This is a genomic window from Nocardia thailandica NBRC 100428 (genome assembly GCF_000308795.1).
Taxonomy (GTDB): Bacteria; Actinomycetota; Actinomycetes; order Mycobacteriales; family Mycobacteriaceae; genus Nocardia; species Nocardia thailandica.
The window spans coordinates 1-17,259 of record NZ_BAGK01000080.1; the positions used below are offsets into that span (position 1 = coordinate 1).

Genomic DNA, 17,259 nt, shown 5'->3' on the forward strand with positions numbered 1-17,259 from the left:
ACGAGGTAGATCCAGGTGAGTGACGTTCGGCGGTCCGGACTTTCGGTGATCGTCGCCGGAGGGGGCACCGCGGGCCACATCGAGCCCGCGCTGGCGGTGGCCGACGCGCTGCGCGCGCTCGACGACTCGATCCGGGTCACCGCGCTCGGCACCGAACGGGGCCTGGAGACCCGCCTGGTCCCCGAACGCGGCTACCCGCTCGAACTGATCCCGCCGGTGCCGCTGCCGCGCAAACCCACCGTCGACCTGCTGCGCCTGCCCGGCCGGGTCCGCGCCTCGGTGCGCCGCACCCGCGAGATCATCGACGCCACCCAGGCCGACGTCATCGTCGGCTTCGGCGGGTACGTGGCGCTGCCCGCCTACCTGGCCGCGGGCGCGGGGCCGCTGCGCCGCCGCCGGCGGGTGCCGGTGGTCGTGCACGAGGCCAACGCCAAGGCCGGGATCGCCAACAAGGTCGGCGCCCGGGTCGCGGCGCGCGTGCTGGCCGCGGTGCCCGGATCCGGGCTGCCGAGCGCGGAGGTCGTCGGCATCCCGGTGCGCGCCTCGATCACCGGGCTCGACCGCGACGCCCTGCGCGCCGAGGCCCGCGCGCACTTCGGGCTGCCCGCGCAGGGCCCGGTGCTGCTGGTCTTCGGCGGCTCCCAGGGCGCGCGCAGCCTCAACGAGGCGATCTCCGGCGCGGCGCCGCAACTGATCGCGGCGGGCATCTCGGTGCTGCACGCCCACGGTCCCAAGAACAGCCTGGACCTCGACCCGGCCCTGTCCCGGCCCGCGGCACCGGCCGTGTACACGGCGGTGCCGTATCTGTCGCGGATGGATCTGGCCTATGCCGCCGCGGACGCGGTGGTGTGCCGGTCCGGGGCGATGACGGTGGCCGAGGTGTCGGCCGTCGGCCTGCCCGCCTTCTACGTCCCGCTGCCGCACGGCAACGGGGAGCAGGAACTCAACGCCCGCCCGGTGGTCGCCGCCGGTGGCGGCACGATCGTCGCCGACGCCGAGCTGACCCCGAAATACGTGATAGACGAGGTGATACCGCTGCTGCTCGACCCCACCCGACTCGCGCGGATGAGCCGCGACGCCGCCGACGCGGGCCACCGCGACGCCGCCGCCACCGTGGCCCGCATCGTGACCGAGGCCGCCCGATGAGCACCGGGCCGGACGCGCCGGGCACGCCCGGGTCCGCGGCCCTGCCGCCGGAACTCGAGCGCGTGCACATGGTCGGCATCGGCGGCGCGGGCATGTCGGGCATCGCGCGCATCCTGCTCTCGCGCGGCGGTGCCGTGTCGGGCTCGGACGCGCGCGAGAGCCGGGGCGTGCTCGCGCTGCGGGCCCGCGGCGCGCAGGTGCGCATCGGCCACGACGCGGGCGCCCTCGACCTGCTGCCGGGCGGCCCCACCGTGGTGGTCACCACCTACGCGGCGATCCCCAAGACCAATCCCGAGCTGGTGGAGGCCAACCGCCGCAACATCCCGGTGCTGCTGCGCCCGGCGGTGCTGGCCTCGCTGATGGCGGGCCACCGCACCCTGCTGGTGTCGGGCACCCACGGCAAGACCTCGACCACCTCGATGCTGATCGTCTCGCTGCAGCACTGCGGCCTCGATCCGTCGTTCGCGGTCGGCGGCGAGCTCAACGAGGCGGGCACCAACGCCCACCACGGCACCGGTGACATCTTCGTCGCCGAGGCCGACGAGTCCGACGGCTCGCTGCTGCAGTACGACCCCGACGTCGCCGTCGTCACCAACATCGAGTCCGATCACCTGGACTACTTCGGCACCGACGAGGCCTACGTCCAGGTCTTCGACGACTTCGCCGACCGGCTGAAGCCGGGCGGCCTGCTGGTGGTCTGCCTGGACGACCCGGGCTCGCGCGCCCTGGCCGAGCGGGTCGCGCCCCGGATGGCCCAGCGTGGCGTGCGGGTGCTCGGGTACGGCTCCGGCGCGCTGGAGGGCGCCCCCGTCCCGGTGGGCGCGCGCCTGCTCGGCTGGGAGCCCCGCGACGTCGGCGGCATCGTGGAGTTCGCGCTGACCGGCGAGGCCGCCCCGCGGACGCTGCGGCTGTCGGTGCCCGGGCGGCACATGGCGCTCAACGCGCTGGCCGCGCTGCTGGCCGCCCGCGCGACCGGCGCCGACCTCGACGAGATCCTGCAGGGCCTGGAGGGTTTCGGCGGGGTGCACCGCCGGTTCCAGTTCACCGGCCGGGAGAACAACGTCCGCGTCTTCGACGACTACGCCCATCATCCGACCGAGGTCCGGGCGGTGCTCGAGGCCGCGGCGGCGCTGGTCACCCAGGAGGCCGCCGACGGCGCGCGCACCCGGCCCGGCCGGGTGATCGTGGTGTTCCAGCCGCATCTCTACAGCCGCACGGCCACTTTCGCCGGCGAGTTCGGCGAGGCGCTGAGCCTGGCCGACGAGGTGGTGGTGCTGGACGTGTACGGCGCCCGCGAGGAGCCGCTGCCGGGGGTCAACGGCGCGCTGGTCGCGGCGGCGGTGACGAAACCGGTGCACTATCAGCCGGACATGTCCAAGGTCGGCAGGCAGGTCGCCGCGCTGGCCGCGCCGGGCGACGTGGTGATCACCATGGGCGCCGGTGACGTGACGATGCTCGGTTCGCAGATCCTCGACGGGCTGCGTGCCCGCCCGCAGCAGGTCGGCCGGTGAGATTGCCGCAGGCGCGTGGCTGGGCCGGGTACCGGCTCTGGTCGGTCGTCGCGGTCGCCGCGGTGACGGTGCTGGTGGCCCTGGCCTGGTTCACCCCGCTGCTGTCGGTGCGGACGGTGCGCATCGAGGGGCTGGCCGCGGTCCCCGAGGCCGAGGTCCGCACCCGCCTCGAAATTCCCGACGGCCGTTCGATGTTGCGCATCGACACCGACGCCATCGCCCGGCGGGTCGCGGCGATCCCGAAAGTGCGCTCGGTGCGGGTGCAGCGGGTATTTCCCTCGACCGTACGGGTGACCGTGGCCGAGCGAACCGCGGTGCTCTACTTCGATTCCCCGCAGGGCACCCATCTCGTCGACGGCGACGGCGTGGAATTCGCCATCGAGCCCGCGCCCCTCGGCGTGCCGAAATTGCTCACCGAACGCCCCGGGGGCGCCGACCCGGTCACCCGGGCGGCCGTGTCGGTGCTGACGGCCCTGCCACCGGCCCTGTCGGTGCAGGTGGACCAGGTTGTCGCGCGGACGGTTTCGGATGTGTCGCTGGAATTGCGGGACGGGCGTAAGGTGCTGTGGGGAGGCACCGCCGACGGGGAGCGCAAGGCAGCGGTGGTGTTGCCGTTACTGACTCGGGAAGGCACCGTGTTCGATGTTTCGAGTCCTAATCTGGTCACGGTAAAGTGAGCGACACCCTTTGCGCCCGGTACGTTTTGCCCGGTCCGGGTTGGGGGCATCCAACCATGATGCGGCGTATCGCGTGGTGGGACGGACGGAATCCGGATCCGGATTCTGCTTTCGTCTCGGCGCGCCTGCGCACGGATCGCGGCTGCGGCGAATAGCGTTCCGCTACAGCCGGATACTTGACATAACGCCAACCCTATGGTTGAGGTTTAGGGTTTTAGATCGAAGGAAGGCGAGAGCCCATGACGCCCCCGCACAACTACCTTGCAGTGATCAAGGTCGTCGGTATCGGCGGCGGCGGCGTGAACGCCGTCAACCGGATGATCGAACAGGGACTCAAGGGAGTCGAGTTCATCGCGGTCAACACCGACGCGCAGGCGCTGCTGATGAGCGACGCCGACGTCAAGCTCGACGTCGGCCGTGAACTGACCCGTGGCCTCGGCGCGGGTGCCGACCCCGAGGTCGGCCGCAAGGCGGCCGAGGACCACAAGGACGAGATCGAAGAGGTGCTCAAGGGCGCCGACATGGTCTTCGTGACCGCGGGCGAGGGCGGTGGCACCGGCACCGGTGGCGCCCCCGTCGTCGCCAGCATCGCCCGGAAGCTGGGCGCGCTGACCATCGGCGTGGTCACCCGCCCGTTCTCGTTCGAGGGCAAGCGCCGCGGCAACCAGGCCGAGGTCGGCATCAACCTGCTGCGCGAGTCCTGCGACACCCTGATCGTCATCCCCAACGACCGGCTGCTGCAGCTCGGCGACGCGGCGGTCAGCCTGATGGACGCCTTCCGCTCCGCCGACGAGGTGCTGCTCAACGGTGTCCAGGGCATCACCGACCTGATCACCACCCCCGGCCTGATCAACGTCGACTTCGCCGACGTCAAGAGCGTCATGTCCGGCGCGGGCTCGGCCCTGATGGGCATCGGCTCCGCGCGCGGCGAGGGCCGGTCGGTGAAGGCGGCCGAGGCCGCGATCAACTCGCCGCTGCTCGAGGCGTCCATGGACGGCGCGCACGGCGTGCTGCTGTCCATCGCGGGCGGCTCGGACCTCGGCCTGTTCGAGATCAACGAGGCCGCCTCGCTGGTGCAGGAGGCCGCGCACATCGAGGCCAACATCATCTTCGGCACCGTGATCGACGATTCGCTCGGCGACGAGGTCCGGGTGACCGTCATCGCGGCGGGCTTCGACGGCGGCGGTCCGTCGGTGCGGCGTTTCGAACCCGGCGCGGTGACCGGCCGCACCTCCGGCGGGGCCATCGGCTCCGCGCGGGCGGGCGAGCTGAGCCACGGCCGGTCCGCCGAGCCGCCGCGCCCGGCGGAGCCCGCGCCGGTGGCCGAGCCCACCCCGGCCCGCGCGCCGGTCAACGGATTCCGCGACAGCGAGCGCAGCCGGCTGTTCGACACCCCCGCGCCCCGGCCGGTGCGCAACGACACCCCGGACAGCGACCCGGACGAGGACGACATCAACGTGCCGGACTTCATGCGGCGCTGAGCGCGCGTACTACCAGCGCCGAGGGCGGGTGGCTCCGGGAAACCGGGGCCACCCGCCCTCGCGCGTGGGGCGGGCGGGTCGTGGCACGGACGGTCGCTCGGCGGTAGCCGATGTCGGTGATGGCATCGGTCTGGTTGCGCACTCCGGGGGATCGCGGTTCCCGGCGGTACCTTTCAGTCCAGGTCGGGGTCGGTCCCGCGGGACACCCTCCGGAGGAGAAGGGGATCGCTGATGATCGATGTCCATTATTTGCCCGGAGTCGGCGGCGGACTGCGCTATTCCCGCCGAGCCACCGTGGATCCCGTCGCCCTGGTCACCGGGGGACTGCTGCTGGCCGGCATCGCCGCCGCGGTGCTCGGCCCGCTGCTCGCCGCGCTGCTGATCCGCCGCAACGACGCCGGGCCCACCGACGCGGGCGCCACCGTCGCCCTGGCGCTGACCATCCTCGCGGTGAGCGTGGCCGCGGTGTCGGCGGTCGCGATGTTCGTGCTGGCCTGGCGGCGCACGGTGCGCACCCCGCACGGACGCCACCGGAAGGGCCGCGCCTCGTGACCGCCCTCGTCGCCCCCGAGTGGGCCCCCGATCCCGCGCCGGAGGACTGCGTCGACGCGCGGCTGACCCAGGTCCTCGTCCGGGTGACCGATCTGCCCCGCTGCCTGTCGCTGGCCCGGATCCTGGTGGCGCGGGCGGAGACCCGCTGGTCCGGGCGCGCCGACATCGCCGCGTTCCCGCCGGTCCGGGCCTGGTCCGAGGTCGCCGCGGACTACCTCGGCGGCGTCGGCACGCGGCCGCGGCGGCTGCTCGCCGCGCTCGCCGCGGGGCAGCCGCCGTTCTACGCGGGCCCGGCCGAGGCGCTGGCCACGGTGCTCATGGCGCACACGGGGTGCCCGGTGACGGTGACCCGGGTGCGCGCCCGCGGCGGCGGCCTGCTGGTGTCGATCTTCACCCTCGGCGACGACGCGGTGCTGGCGGCCGACCTGCTCGAGGCGTTCACCACGCTCGGCGCCCTCGACCGGCTGAGCACGCTGACCCGCTGGGTCGCGCTGCCGCGGGCCGCCGCGCCGGTGTCGCGGCTCAGCCGCCCAGTGCCCGCTGCCGGTACTCCTGCGGCGTGACGCCCGTCGCGGCGCGGAACGCCCGGTAGAAGTGCCGGTCGGTGCGGAAACCGCACCAGCGCGCGATGGTCGCCACCTCGCGGCCGGGATGGGCGACCAGCAGCCGGCGGGCGTTGTCGATGCGGACCGTGCGCAGCAGCTCGGCGGGGCCGCCGAGGCGCTCGGTCACCCGGTAGAGGGTGCGCCGCGAGAGCATGCAGCCCCGGGCGATGTCCTCCACCGTCAGGTCGGGGTCGCCGGAGTGCCGCCGGACGAAGGCGCGCACCCGCTCGCGTAGCGCGTCGGGGCCGTGCCGGTCGGCGGTGTCGCGGCCGAGCGTGTGCGCCATGGTCTCGAGGATCAGCTCGGTGCCGGTGCTGGTCAGCGTGCCCGCGATGTCCTCGGCGGGCAGGGCGGCCAGGCCGTCGAGGTAGGTGGTGGTGAGCCGGGCGACGCTGCCGCTGGCGATGCGCGGTATCCGCAGGGCGTCCTCGGCGAGGTCGAGCCGGTCGGCCGCCCACTGCCGGGGCACGGTCGCGGTGAGCGCGCGGTGCGGGGTCATCGCGTCGAGGCGGGCGGGGTGGAGGCTGTCGATCAGCACGATGTCGCCCCGGCCGACGGTGATCCGTTCGTCGCCGCGGTGCAGCACGGCCGACCCCTCGATGAGCATGACCGCGACGATCATCTCGGTCGCGGTGGCGTCGATGTGGCGGTGCGTGCGCCACGTCGAGACCGGATCGGAGGCGAAGCTCACCAGCCGCAGCTCGGCGGTGTCGAGGTGGCCGGTGGCCCGGCCGGTGAACAGGGCCGAGTGCTGGGAGGGGGTGGCGGGGGCGGCGCCGCAGGGCAGCAGCGCCTCCGACACCGTCGCCTCCCACAGGCCGAAGGCATCGGCGGGTGCCGTGGTGCCGGTCGTCACCGAACGACCGTGGTCGTGGTTCGGCGTCATGTCATCGATGGTTTCAGACGAACGACCGATTGCGGCGTTTCCCCCGGTCGGCGCGGTGTGTACGGGTCCGTCCCGACGTGTTCGGCCCCACCGCGCCCGGCCGACTACCCTCGGTGCCATGACCGCGCCGACCGTGACCGTCCGGCGGGTGACCACCACCCGCGCCGGGGGCTTCTCCGCCCCGCCCTACGACTCGTTCAACCTGGGCGACCATGTGGGCGACGACCCGGAGGCCGTGCGCCGCAACCGTATCCGCCTGGCCGAGGGTATCGGCCTCACCCCGGACCGGCTGGTCTGGATGGAGCAGGTGCACGGCCGCGCCGTCGAGATCGTCGACGGGCCCCGCGCGGAGCCGGTCCCGGTGACCGACGCGCTGGTCACCACGGTTCCCGGCCTCGCGCTGGTCGTGCTGACCGCCGACTGTGTCCCGATCCTGCTCTCCGACGACGAGGCCGGGGTGATCGCGGCGGTGCACGCGGGCCGTATCGGCGCGCGGATCGGCATCGTGCCCCGGGTGCTCGAGGCCATGGTGTCGGTGGGCGCGCGCGTCGACCGCATCGGGGCCTTCCTGGGCCCGGCCGCCTCGGGCAGGCAGTACGAGGTACCCGCGGCGATGCGCGCCGACGTCGAGGCGCACCTGCCGGGCAGCGCGACGACGACCGTGCGCGGCACCCCCGGCCTCGACCTGCGCGCGGGCATCACCCGTCAGCTCACCGAGGCCGGGGTGGCGGGGGTCGCCCTCGATCCGCGCTGCACCATCGAGGACAAGACCCTGTTCAGCCATCGCCGTGGCGCGCCGACCGGGCGGATCGCGGGCGTGATCTGGATGGACACCGGCGCATGAGCACCGTCGCGTCCTCGGCCAGGGCCACCGAGCTCGCGGGCCGCCTCGACGGCCTGCTCGCCCGCATCGACGCCGCGGTCGCCGCGGCGGGCCGCCCGGCGGGCAGCGTCCGGCTGCTCCCGGTGACCAAGTTCCATCCGGCCTCCGACATCGCGATCCTGTACGAACTCGGCCGCCGCGAGTTCGGGGAGTCCCGCGAGCAGGAGGCCGCGGCCAAGGTGGACCGATTGGGCCTGCCCGACGCCGAGTGGCACATGATCGGCCGGTTGCAGCGCAACAAGGCGCGTGCGGTGGCCCGGTGGGCGCACACCGTGCACTCGGTCGACAGCGAACGGCTGGCAAACGCGCTGAGCCGGGGCGCGTGCGAGGCGCTGGACGCGGGGGAGCGCACAGAATCCCTGCGTGTGCTGCTGCAGGTCAGTCTCGACGCCGACCCCGCGCGCGGGGGTGTCGCGCCGGCCGACCTGCCCGCCCTCGCCGACGTCGTCGCGGCCGCGCCGGGACTGCATCTGGCCGGTCTGATGGCGATTCCTCCCCTTGACGCGGACAGTGATGCGTGTTTTGCGAATCTTGCGATGTTGCACACTTCGCTCCTGGCGCGACACGCCGACGCCACCGAACTTTCCGCAGGTATGTCGGGTGATCTGGAATCCGCGGTCACTCACGGTTCGACGGTTGTGCGTGTCGGAACTGCCCTGATGGGCGCTCGACCGATAACCTCGGCGTAGCAAAGAAACCTCATCAGTCACATTCGACACATACGATGGGCCGACGAGGCGCTGAGCAAGAACTTCAACACCCGGCCGCCACCGGGGCCGAAGGAAGGTCGACCATCATGAGCGAGCGGAGCGAGCGAGTCAAAGGCTCAGCCACGGGCGTGGTCGTGTCGGAGCCGACCGTCAGCGAGGTGAGGGCATGAGCACCCTGCACAAGTTCAAGGCGTACTTCGGCATGGTTCCGATCGACGAGTACGAGGACGATTACGTCGACGACCACGCTCCGCGTGGCGCCGAGGAGCGTGGCAGGCCCCGCTCGCGCAGCAGCTACGACCGCTACGCCGAGGATCGCTACGGTCCCGACCGCTTCGACGACGAGCCCGACTACCCGGAGCCGGCCTACAAGTCGGCCTACCAGGCCCGCCGGGACGACTATGTCGGCGATTCCTACGTCGACGATCGCTACGAGGCGCCGCGGCGTCCGACCCGGATCGACGCCGCGCCCTCCTCGGGCCGGTTCCGGGCGGGCGGCGTTGCCCCAGGTATGCGGGGCACCACCCGGGGTGCGCTCGCCGTCGATCCCGACGCCGAGGAGCGACGGCTGGAGGAGCGCGTGCGTCCCGAGCCCGCGCCCGCCCGTCGACCCGGGATCTTCGAGGACGGAGGTCCCTTGTCCAAGATCACGACGCTGCGTCCGCGCGACTACAGCGAGGCGCGGATCATCGGTGAGCGGTTCCGCGAGGGCAACCCGGTGATCATGGACCTGGTCGACCTGAGCAACGCCGACGCCAAGCGGCTGGTCGACTTCGCGGCGGGCCTGGCCTTCGCGCTGCGCGGGTCGTTCGACAAGGTCGCCACGAAAGTGTTCCTGCTCTCACCGGCCGACGTCGACGTCTCGGCCGAGGAGCGCAGGCGCATCGCCGAAAACGGCTTCTACAACCAGAAATAGCGGTACAACCTACGCCACGCAGATGGCCGCCCGCGTATCACGCGGCGCGGCCATTTTGCACGTAGCCCGTTTTGCGGCAGAGTGACAACCGTGGCCTTGTTCGCGGTTCTGTACCTCGTGCTGTTCATCTTCTGGCTGTTGCTGATCAGCCGGGTGATCATCGAGTTCATTCGCAGTTTCGCCCGCGACTGGCGCCCGTCCGGCTTCCTGGTGGTGGTGTTCGAAGTGATCTTCACGATCACCGATCCGCCGGTGAAGTTGCTCAGGCGGCTGATCCCCCCGATCAACCTGGGCGGGATCCGGCTCGATCTGTCGATCATGATCCTGCTCTTCGGCGTCTTCATCCTCATGCAGATCGTCGGTAGCCAGGGGTAGGCCGGGGGCCATCGTGACCTTCGTGTGACACAATGATCCGAGAAGACCGCTTGCTAGTTCTCCAAAAGACGCGTGAAGGGACCCTTCGATGCCGCTGACACCTGCCGATGTGCACAACGTCGCATTCAGCAAACCGCCGATCGGGAAGCGCGGATACAACGAGGACGAAGTAGACGCCTTCCTCGACCTGGTCGAACAGGAACTGTCGCGTCTGATCGAGGAGAACGCCGACCTGCGCCAGCGGGTTGCCGAGCTCGACGCCGAGCTGGCCGACGCCAAGAAGAACCGCGGTCCCGCGCCGGTGGCCGCCGCCAAGCCCGCCCCGGCTCCGGTCCCCGAGCCGATCCCCGCGCCCGTCCCGGTCGCGCCCCCGGCCCCGGTCCCGGCCGCGCCGGCGCCCACCGCGGGTGGCCCCGACGCGAACATGCAGGCGGCGAAGGTCCTCACGCTGGCCCAGGAGATGGCCGACCGGCTCACCACCGACGCCAAGACCGAGGCCGAGAGCCTGCTCTCGAACGCCCGGGCTAACTCCGAGCGACTGGTCGGCGACGCCCGCACCCGCTCCGAGGCGATGATCACCGACGCGCGCCAGAAGTCCGACGCGATGCTCGCCGACGCGCAGAACCGCAGCGACACCCAGATCCGCCAGGCCAAGGACAAGGCCGACGCGCTCACCGCCGACGCCGAGCGTCAGCACGCCGAGATCATGGCGACCATCACCCAGCAGCGCACCGTGCTGGAGAGCCGGATCGAGCAGCTCAAGACCTTCGAGCGCGAGTACCGGGTGCGCCTGAAGTCCTACCTGGAGTCGCAGCTCGAGGAGCTGGAGAACCGCGGCTCGGCCGTCCCGGTCGACGGCGGCGAGTTCGCCGGCGACAACGGCTCGGCGGGCAACCTGGCTCCGGCGTCCTTCGCCAAGGGCGGCAAGTAGTCCCGTCCGGGCGCGCGGGAGGACGCCGCGCGACCCGGAGGGGCACCGGGCGAGAGGGAATCCACCATGCTCGTCGCGACGCTCGTCCTCGCCGCGGTCGGCTTCGGCCTGCTCGTGGCGGCGCTGGCCACCGGGTCGGTGCTGTGGGCGTGGGGCTGCATCGTGGTGTGCGTGATCGGCGCGGGCATGCTCCTGGTGAGCGCGCTGGCCATGCGCGGACCCGACACCCCGCCGCCGCCCGCGGGCAGGCATGCCCGGCGGGACCGGACCGGTCGCGGATAAAGCGGTGGACGCGCCCGGTTAGAATCGAAGGAACACCAGCGACGATCCGGCCATCACCGGGGAGCTTTCGGAAGAACGGCGCCGCGAGGCGCTCAGTAGAACCGAACGGGTGAGCCCGTCACAGCTCGCCACGAGAGGTCCGCACGCGGTCGGTGCGGGCAAACGGGGTGGTACCGCGGTTTCGGCGCACCGGGCGCCGGCATCGTCCCCGTGCCCAGGATTCGCGCCCCCCGGCGCGGCGGCACGAGGAGCATTCCGCGATGGCGGACCCCGACAGCAGCACCTCCCCCCAGAGCGCCTACCCGCGCGCCGGTTTCGGCGCGCCCGCCGGCGCGAGCTTCCCCGATCTGGAGAAACTGGTCCTGGACTACTGGGCCGGTGACGACACCTTCCGCGCCAGCGTGGCCGCCCGCGAGGGCGCCGAGTTCGTGTTCTACGACGGCCCGCCCTTCGCCAACGGCCTGCCCCACTACGGGCACCTGCTGACCGGCTACGTCAAGGACCTCGTCCCGCGCTTCCAGACCATGCGCGGCAAGAAGGTGGATCGCCGCTTCGGCTGGGACTGTCACGGCCTGCCCGCCGAGATCGAGGCCGAGAAGCAGCTGGGCATCACCGACAAGTCACAGATCGACGCGATGGGCCTGGCCGAGTTCAACGCCGCCTGCAAGTCCTCGGTGCTGCGCTACACCGGCGAGTGGCGCGACTACGTCACCCGCCAGGCACGCTGGGTCGACTTCGACAACGACTACAAGACCCTCGACACCGACTTCATGGAGTCGGTCATGTGGGCCTTCAAGTCGCTCTACGACAAGGGCCTGATCTACCAGGGCTTCCGGGTGCTGCCCTACAGCTGGTACGAGCAGACGCCGCTGTCGAACCAGGAGACCCGCCTCGACGACGCCTACAAGATGCGCCAGGACCCGGCGGTCACCGTCGACATGGTCCTCGCCGTCCCCGGCGAACACCCCCTGGCCGCCCTCGACGGCGCCAACGCCCTGATCTGGACCACCACGCCGTGGACCCTGCCGTCGAACCTGGCGGTCGCCGTGCACCCCGACGTGCGCTACGTGCATCTCGAGGCCGCGGACGGCAAGCGTTACGTGCTGGCCGCCGAGCGGGTCTCGCACTACGCGCGCGAATTCGGCGAGGAGCCGACGGTGCTCGGCGAGTTCGAGGGTGCCGCGCTGGCCGGGCTGTCCTACCGGCCGCCGTTCGACTTCTTCCTCGGCCACCCCAACGCGCACCGCGTGCTCACCGCCGACTACGTCACCACCGACTCCGGCACCGGGATCGTGCACCTGGCACCGGCGTTCGGTGAGGAGGACATGGACGTCGCGACGGCCAACGGCATCGAGATCGTGCAGCCGCTGGACGCGGGCGGCAAGTTCACCTCGATGGTGCCGCCGTACGAGGGCCTGATGGTCTTCGACGCCAACCCGGTGATCATCAAGGACCTCAAGGCCGCCGGCAAGCTGTTGCGGCACGAGACGATCGAGCACTCCTACCCGCACAGCTGGCGGTCGGGCCAGCCGCTGATCTACATGGCCGTGCCGTCGTGGTTCGTCGCGGTGACCAAGTTCCGCGAGCGCATGGTCGAGCTCAACAAGCAGATCACCTGGGTGCCCGAGCACATCCGCGACGGCCAGTTCGGCAAGTGGCTCGAGGGCGCGCGCGACTGGAACATCAGCCGGAACCGCTACTGGGGCAGCCCGATCCCGGTGTGGGTCTCCGACGATCCGGCGCACCCGCGGGTGGACGTCTACGGTTCGCTCGACGAGCTCGAGCGCGACTTCGGCGTGCGCCCCGACGACCTGCACCGCCCCTACATCGACGAGCTGACCCGGCCCAACCCGGACGACCCGACCGGCCGCTCGACCATGCGTCGCGTGCCCGAGGTGCTCGACTGCTGGTTCGAGTCGGGGTCGATGCCCTACGCCCAGGTGCACTACCCGTTCGAGAACAAGGACTGGTTCGACAGCCACTTCCCCGGCGACTTCATCGTCGAGTACAACGGCCAGACCCGCGGCTGGTTCTACACCCTGCACGTCCTGTCGACGGCGCTGTTCGATTCGCCTGCGTTCAAGACCGTCGCCGCGCACGGCATCGTGCTCGGCGACGACGGGCTGAAGATGTCGAAGTCCAAGGGCAATTACCCCGACGTCAACGAGGTCTTCGACCGCGACGGTTCCGATGCCATGCGCTGGTTCCTGATGAGTTCGCCGATCCTGCGCGGCGGCAACCTCATCGTGACCGAGCGCGGGATCCGCGAGGGGGTCAGCCACGCGCTGCGCCCGCTGTGGAACGCCTGGACGTTCCTGCAGCTCTACGCCTCGAAGCCCGGTGTGTGGCGCACGGATTCGCCGAACGTGCTCGATCGCTACATCCTGGCCAAGCTGGCGCAGAGCCGGGACGTCATCACCGAGGCGCTCGAGGTGTACGACATCGCCGGGGCCTGCGACGAACTGCGCTCGTTCGCCGACGCGCTCACCAACTGGTATGTGCGCCGGTCGCGTTCGCGGTTCTGGTCCGAGGACCGCGACGCGGTGGACACGCTGCACACGGTGCTCGAGGTGGTCACCCGCCTCGCCGCGCCGCTGCTGCCGCTGATCAGCGAGGTGATCTGGCGCGGCCTGACGGGCGGGCGTTCGGTGCACCTGGCCGACTGGCCCGCCGAGGGCGAGCTGCCGCACGACGCCGAGCTGGTCGCGTCCATGGACGAGGTCCGCGAGGTGTGCTCGACGGTGCTCGGCCTGCGCAAGGCCAAGAACCTGCGGGTGCGGCTGCCGCTGGCCGAGGTGACCATCGCCGCGGCCGACGCGCGGCGCCTCGCGCCGTTCACCGACATCGTCGCCGACGAGGTGAACGTCAAGAAGGTCGACCTGACCACGGACGTGGCCGCGCACGGCCGGTTCGAGCTGGCCGTCAACGCTCGCGCCGCCGGTCCGCGCCTCGGCAAGCAGGTGCAGACGGTCATCAAGGCGGTCAAGGCCGGCGAGTGGTCGGAGTCGGCCGACGGTGTGGTCACCGCGGCGGGGATCACCCTGCTGCCGGAGGAGTACACCCAGCGCCTGGTCGCCGCGGAACCGGAGTCCACCGCCGCGCTGCCCGGCAACGCCGGTCTGGTGGTGCTGAATTCGCACGTGACCGAGGAGCTCGAGGCCGAGGGCTGGGCCCGCGACCTCATCCGCGACCTGCAGGAGACGCGCAAGTCGCTGGGGCTCGAGGTGTCGGACCGGATCACCGTGGTACTGGAGGTGCCCGCCGAGCGGCTCGGCTGGGCGCAGACCCACCGCGACCTGATCGCGGGTGAGATCCTCGCCACCGCACTGGAATTCGGTGCCGCGGGCGACGGCGCGGCCGACCTCACCGGCGGCGTGCGCGCGCGGGTCGTCAAGGCCGGCGGGTAGTCCCGGGCGGCGGGCGGGTCGCGGCGTGGCCGCCCCGCCCGCCGCGCCACGCCGTCGAACCCGCCTCTGTACTGGGCAGATGCTGTTGGTTTGCTGAAATGGCGGCGGCGTGTCCGTCCTTCGGGCACAATGGTTTCCGGTCGCCACCGATGCGCATGGAACGCGGAGCCGGATGCGGCCGGGAGTGAGTGTCTGTACAGCGTTTCCAGCGGTAACGGTGCGCGCCGGGGCATGCGAGGCCCCGGAACGTCACCGGAGCGGTACACGGCGGGCATCGATGCCGTGCGATAGCCGGATCTGTCGGTGGCACCGGGCACCGGCCGGAGGGAAGGGGCGGGGCATGCGGCGGAAGATTCTGTGGCGGTTGTGCTTCGGCCTCGCCGTCTCGGTCGCCACCACCCTCGTCCTGGCCGGTCCCGGGCGCACCGCAGGCTGGTGAGTGGTCGGCACGGCCGGATTCCCCGACATCCGGTCGCGCCGCCACTCGGTCCTTCGCGCGATCAGGCGCGCCGCGCGTCCTCGAGGTCGAGGGCAAGGGTCCGCAGCAGCGGGCCGTACTCCGGGTGGGCCAGCGCCGAGGCGAACTGGGCGACCAGGTAGTCGGCCGGGTTGCCGGTGTCGTACCAGCGGCCCTGGATGACCTGCCCGTAGACGGCGTGGTTGGCCGCGTACGCGTTGATCGCGTCGGTCAGGTACACCTCGCCCTGATGGTGGGTGTGCCACCGCTCGGTCTGGGTCCGCAGCTCGTCGATGATGCCCGGGGTGACCACGTAGCCGCCGATCGCGGCGTAGGCCGACGGCGCGTCCTCGGGTTTGGGCTTCTCCACCAGGCCCGAGATGCGCAGCAGCCCGTTGTCGAGGTCCTCGTGCACCATCGGCACGCCGTAGCGCGCCGACTCGGCGGGCGCCATCGGCATCAGCGCCAGCACCGGGCAGCCGGTGGTCTCGTAGGCGGTGATGAGCTGCTGGGCGCGGGGCACCTCGGCCACGAACACGTCGTCGGGCCACAGCACCAGCATCGGCTCGTCGCCCAGGTTGCGGGCGGCGTTGAGCACCGGCGTGCCGTTGCCGTAGGGGCCGTGCTGGTCCAGGTAGGTGATGTGCCCGGCCCGCGACAGCTCGCCGACTTCCTCCACCGCGTCGGCGAAGGCGGTCTTGCCGTCGGCGCGTAGCTGCTCGACGAGGGCGGGGTTCGGCCGGAAGTGGTCCTGGATCAGGGACTTGCCGCCGCTGACGACGATGGTGATGTCGGTGATCCCGGAGGCGACGAGCTCGCGGACGGTGTGTTCGATGACCGGCTTGTCACCGACCGGCAGCATCTCCTTCGGCGTCGCCTTGGTCAGCGGCAGCAGCCGTGAACCGATACCGGCGGCCGGAATGACAGCCTTACGGATCTTCATGCAGAGATCATCACACAGCCGCGCGCCCGGAGGGGGGAGTGCGTAACCATCCCGCGCGGTCCGTCGGCGGTGTCGGACGGTGCGCGTAGATTGCCGGACTGTGTCCACCGCCTTGCCCGACCCCCGGTCACCGGCCGCGCCGGGACACGCCGACGGCGCGCAGCGGGCGCGCCGGTGGGTCCTGCACGTCGACATGGACGCCTTCTTCGCCTCGGTCGAGCAGCTGACCCGGCCGACCCTGCGCGGCCGCCCGGTCCTGGTCGGCGGCACCGGCGCGCGCGGGGTCGTCGCGGGGGCCAGCTACGAGGCGCGCGTCTTCGGCGCGCGCTCGGCGATGCCCATGCATCAGGCGCGCCGGCTGGTCGGGGTGGGCGCGGTGGTCGTGCCGCCGCGCGGGGCGGTGTATTCGGTGGTCAGCGGCCGGGTCTTCGACGCCTTGCGGAGCCGGATCCCCGTGCTGGAGACGCTGTCGTTCGACGAGGCGTTCGGCGAGCCCGCCGAGCTGGCGGGGGCGAGCGTCGACGAGGTGCTCGCCTACTGCGCCGACCTGCGGGCACTGGTGCGCGCGCGTACGGGGCTGGCCGCCTCCGTCGGGGTCGGGACCGGCAAGCAGCTGGCCAAGATCGGGTCGGGCCTGGCCAAGCCCGACGGGGTGCGGGTGATCTCGCCGGGGGAGCAGGCGGGTCTGCTGGCCGCGCTGCCGGTGCGCAAGCTGTGGGGTATCGGGCCGGTTGCCGAGGGCAGGCTGCGCTCGCTGGGCATCGAGACCGTCGGCGCGTTCGCCGCCCTGCCCGAGACCGAGGCCGCCTCGCTGCTCGGCGGCAGCGTCGGCGTCGCGCTGCACCGGCTGGCCCGCGGCATCGACGACCGGCCGGTGGCCGAACGTGCCGAGGCCAAGCAGATCAGCGCCGAGAGCACCTACGAACGCGACATCGTCACCCTCACCGAGCTGCGCGCCGCGGTCACCGCCATGGCCGCGCACGCCTTCCGCAGGCTCGCCGCCGACGGCCGCGCGGCGCGCACGGTGGTGCTCAAGCTCAAGAAGGCCGACATGAGCATCGTGACCCGCTCGATCACGCTGCCCTACGCCACCGACGACCCGGCCACGCTGGCCGCCGCGGCCCAGCGCTCGGTCATCGACCCGGTCGAGCTGGGCCCGATCCGCCTCGTCGGGGTCGGCTACGGCGGCCTCGGCACGGTTCAGCAGGAGTCGCTGTTCCCCGAGCTCGACCGGATGACGCCCGAGGACGTCGACCCGGGTGCCGCCGAGGAGGCGACCCCGCCCGCCACCGTGCGCGAGCAGCCCGCGGGGGTGTGGTGGCCGGGGATGGACGTGCGGCATCCGGAGTTCGGCCACGGCTGGGTGCAGGGGTCGGGCTACGGGGTGGTGACCGTCCGCTTCGAGACCAGTTCCACCGGACCGGGCCCGGCGCGGACCTTCCGCGCCGACGACGACACCCTGTCCCGGGCGGACCCCCTCGACAGCCTGCGCTGACG

16 protein-coding genes are annotated in these 17,259 nt (G+C 72.0%); 14 read left to right on the forward strand and 2 right to left on the reverse strand.

The genetic code is table 11. The features are described from left to right. Positions 1-15: 15 nt before the first annotated feature. The 6 genes from murG to ON36_RS08550 all read left to right on the forward strand — a co-directional run bounded on the left by murG (position 16) and on the right by ON36_RS08550 (position 5,930). Positions 16-1,146: an undecaprenyldiphospho-muramoylpentapeptide beta-N-acetylglucosaminyltransferase gene (gene murG / locus ON36_RS08525; protein WP_043650032.1), complete on the forward strand. Its 1,131-nt coding sequence runs from the start codon at positions 16-18 to the stop codon at positions 1,144-1,146. After that, the gene (gene murC / locus ON36_RS08530; RefSeq protein WP_052313773.1) at positions 1,143-2,657 is read left to right on the forward strand and encodes a UDP-N-acetylmuramate--L-alanine ligase; all 1,515 of its coding nucleotides are present in this window, start codon (positions 1,143-1,145) and stop codon (positions 2,655-2,657) included. Before murG ends, murC begins: the two co-directional genes overlap by 4 nt. Then, positions 2,654-3,334, forward strand: coding sequence for a cell division protein FtsQ/DivIB (locus tag ON36_RS37035; RefSeq protein WP_245558004.1), 681 nt, complete (start codon positions 2,654-2,656; stop codon positions 3,332-3,334). The genes murC and ON36_RS37035 overlap by 4 nt, the downstream gene beginning before the upstream one ends. Before the next feature lie 239 nt (positions 3,335-3,573). After that, complete coding sequence (gene ftsZ / locus ON36_RS08540; RefSeq protein ID WP_043650034.1) at positions 3,574-4,815, forward strand: cell division protein FtsZ; 1,242 nt, start codon at positions 3,574-3,576, stop codon at positions 4,813-4,815. Positions 4,816-5,046: 231 nt separating this feature from the next. Further along, entirely contained in the window at positions 5,047-5,367 is a 321-nt protein-coding gene (locus ON36_RS08545) for a hypothetical protein (protein WP_043650036.1), read from the forward strand. Next, entirely contained in the window at positions 5,364-5,930 is a 567-nt protein-coding gene (locus ON36_RS08550; protein WP_043650038.1) for a hypothetical protein, read from the forward strand. Before ON36_RS08545 ends, ON36_RS08550 begins: the two co-directional genes overlap by 4 nt. Here ON36_RS08550 and ON36_RS32640 read toward each other — a convergent pair. Continuing rightward, on the reverse strand, positions 5,890-6,858 hold the full coding sequence (locus ON36_RS32640; protein ID WP_052313774.1) for a helix-turn-helix domain-containing protein: 969 nt from the start codon (positions 6,856-6,858) through the stop codon (positions 5,890-5,892). The two genes, ON36_RS08550 and ON36_RS32640, sit on opposite strands and share 41 nt — an antisense overlap. A 118-nt stretch (positions 6,859-6,976) precedes the next feature. On the opposite strand from ON36_RS32640, the gene pgeF reads away from it, so the two are divergent. The 7 genes from pgeF to ileS all read left to right on the forward strand — a co-directional run bounded on the left by pgeF (position 6,977) and on the right by ileS (position 14,362). Beyond that, a complete protein-coding gene (gene pgeF, locus ON36_RS08560; protein WP_043650040.1) occupies positions 6,977-7,702 on the forward strand; it encodes a peptidoglycan editing factor PgeF in 726 nt (241 codons plus the stop codon). Next, complete coding sequence (locus tag ON36_RS08565; protein ID WP_043650042.1) at positions 7,699-8,430, forward strand: YggS family pyridoxal phosphate-dependent enzyme; 732 nt, start codon at positions 7,699-7,701, stop codon at positions 8,428-8,430. The genes pgeF and ON36_RS08565 overlap by 4 nt, the downstream gene beginning before the upstream one ends. 187 nt (positions 8,431-8,617) lie before the next feature. Next, positions 8,618-9,367, forward strand: coding sequence for a cell division protein SepF (locus tag ON36_RS08570; protein WP_043650045.1), 750 nt, complete (start codon positions 8,618-8,620; stop codon positions 9,365-9,367). A 90-nt stretch (positions 9,368-9,457) separates the two neighbouring features. Continuing rightward, a complete protein-coding gene (locus tag ON36_RS08575; RefSeq protein WP_043650048.1) occupies positions 9,458-9,742 on the forward strand; it encodes a YggT family protein in 285 nt (94 codons plus the stop codon). A gap of 88 nt (positions 9,743-9,830) precedes the next feature. Next, positions 9,831-10,673 carry a DivIVA-like cell division protein Wag31 gene (gene wag31 / locus ON36_RS08580; protein ID WP_043650050.1) on the forward strand — a complete coding sequence of 281 codons (843 nt, stop codon included), beginning with the start codon at positions 9,831-9,833 and terminating at the stop codon, positions 10,671-10,673. A 66-nt stretch (positions 10,674-10,739) separates the two neighbouring features. Next, a complete protein-coding gene (locus ON36_RS08585; protein WP_043650052.1) occupies positions 10,740-10,955 on the forward strand; it encodes a hypothetical protein in 216 nt (71 codons plus the stop codon). A 260-nt stretch (positions 10,956-11,215) separates the two neighbouring features. Next, positions 11,216-14,362 carry an isoleucine--tRNA ligase gene (gene ileS / locus ON36_RS08590; RefSeq protein ID WP_043650055.1) on the forward strand — a complete coding sequence of 1,049 codons (3,147 nt, stop codon included), beginning with the start codon at positions 11,216-11,218 and terminating at the stop codon, positions 14,360-14,362. A gap of 500 nt (positions 14,363-14,862) precedes the next feature. On the opposite strand, the gene ON36_RS08595 is transcribed toward ileS, so the two are convergent. Next, positions 14,863-15,762 carry a UTP--glucose-1-phosphate uridylyltransferase gene (locus ON36_RS08595; RefSeq protein ID WP_043650057.1) on the reverse strand — a complete coding sequence of 300 codons (900 nt, stop codon included), beginning with the start codon at positions 15,760-15,762 and terminating at the stop codon, positions 14,863-14,865. 193 nt (positions 15,763-15,955) lie between these two features. On the opposite strand from ON36_RS08595, the gene ON36_RS08600 reads away from it, so the two are divergent. After that, positions 15,956-17,257, forward strand: coding sequence for a DNA polymerase IV (locus ON36_RS08600; protein ID WP_043650091.1), 1,302 nt, complete (start codon positions 15,956-15,958; stop codon positions 17,255-17,257). Positions 17,258-17,259: the final 2 nt, after the last annotated feature.

What these genes read in the sequence shown, in the direction of transcription:
- ftsZ (WP_043650034.1), top strand. Translation starts at nt 3,574, where the DNA reads ATGACGCCCCCGCACAACTACCTTGCAGTGATCAAGGTCGTCGGTATC.
- murC (WP_052313773.1), top strand. Translation starts at nt 1,143, where the DNA reads ATGAGCACCGGGCCGGACGCGCCGGGCACGCCCGGGTCCGCGGCCCTG.
- ON36_RS08545 (WP_043650036.1), top strand. Translation starts at nt 5,047, where the DNA reads ATGATCGATGTCCATTATTTGCCCGGAGTCGGCGGCGGACTGCGCTAT.
- wag31 (WP_043650050.1), top strand. Translation starts at nt 9,831, where the DNA reads ATGCCGCTGACACCTGCCGATGTGCACAACGTCGCATTCAGCAAACCG.
- pgeF (WP_043650040.1), top strand. Translation starts at nt 6,977, where the DNA reads ATGACCGCGCCGACCGTGACCGTCCGGCGGGTGACCACCACCCGCGCC.
- ileS (WP_043650055.1), top strand. Translation starts at nt 11,216, where the DNA reads ATGGCGGACCCCGACAGCAGCACCTCCCCCCAGAGCGCCTACCCGCGC.
- ON36_RS32640 (WP_052313774.1), bottom strand. Translation starts at nt 6,858, where the DNA reads ATGACGCCGAACCACGACCACGGTCGTTCGGTGACGACCGGCACCACG.
- ON36_RS08600 (WP_043650091.1), top strand. Translation starts at nt 15,956, where the DNA reads ATGGACGCCTTCTTCGCCTCGGTCGAGCAGCTGACCCGGCCGACCCTG.
- ON36_RS08570 (WP_043650045.1), top strand. Translation starts at nt 8,618, where the DNA reads ATGAGCACCCTGCACAAGTTCAAGGCGTACTTCGGCATGGTTCCGATC.
- ON36_RS08595 (WP_043650057.1), bottom strand. Translation starts at nt 15,762, where the DNA reads ATGAAGATCCGTAAGGCTGTCATTCCGGCCGCCGGTATCGGTTCACGG.
- ON36_RS08565 (WP_043650042.1), top strand. Translation starts at nt 7,699, where the DNA reads ATGAGCACCGTCGCGTCCTCGGCCAGGGCCACCGAGCTCGCGGGCCGC.
- ON36_RS08585 (WP_043650052.1), top strand. Translation starts at nt 10,740, where the DNA reads ATGCTCGTCGCGACGCTCGTCCTCGCCGCGGTCGGCTTCGGCCTGCTC.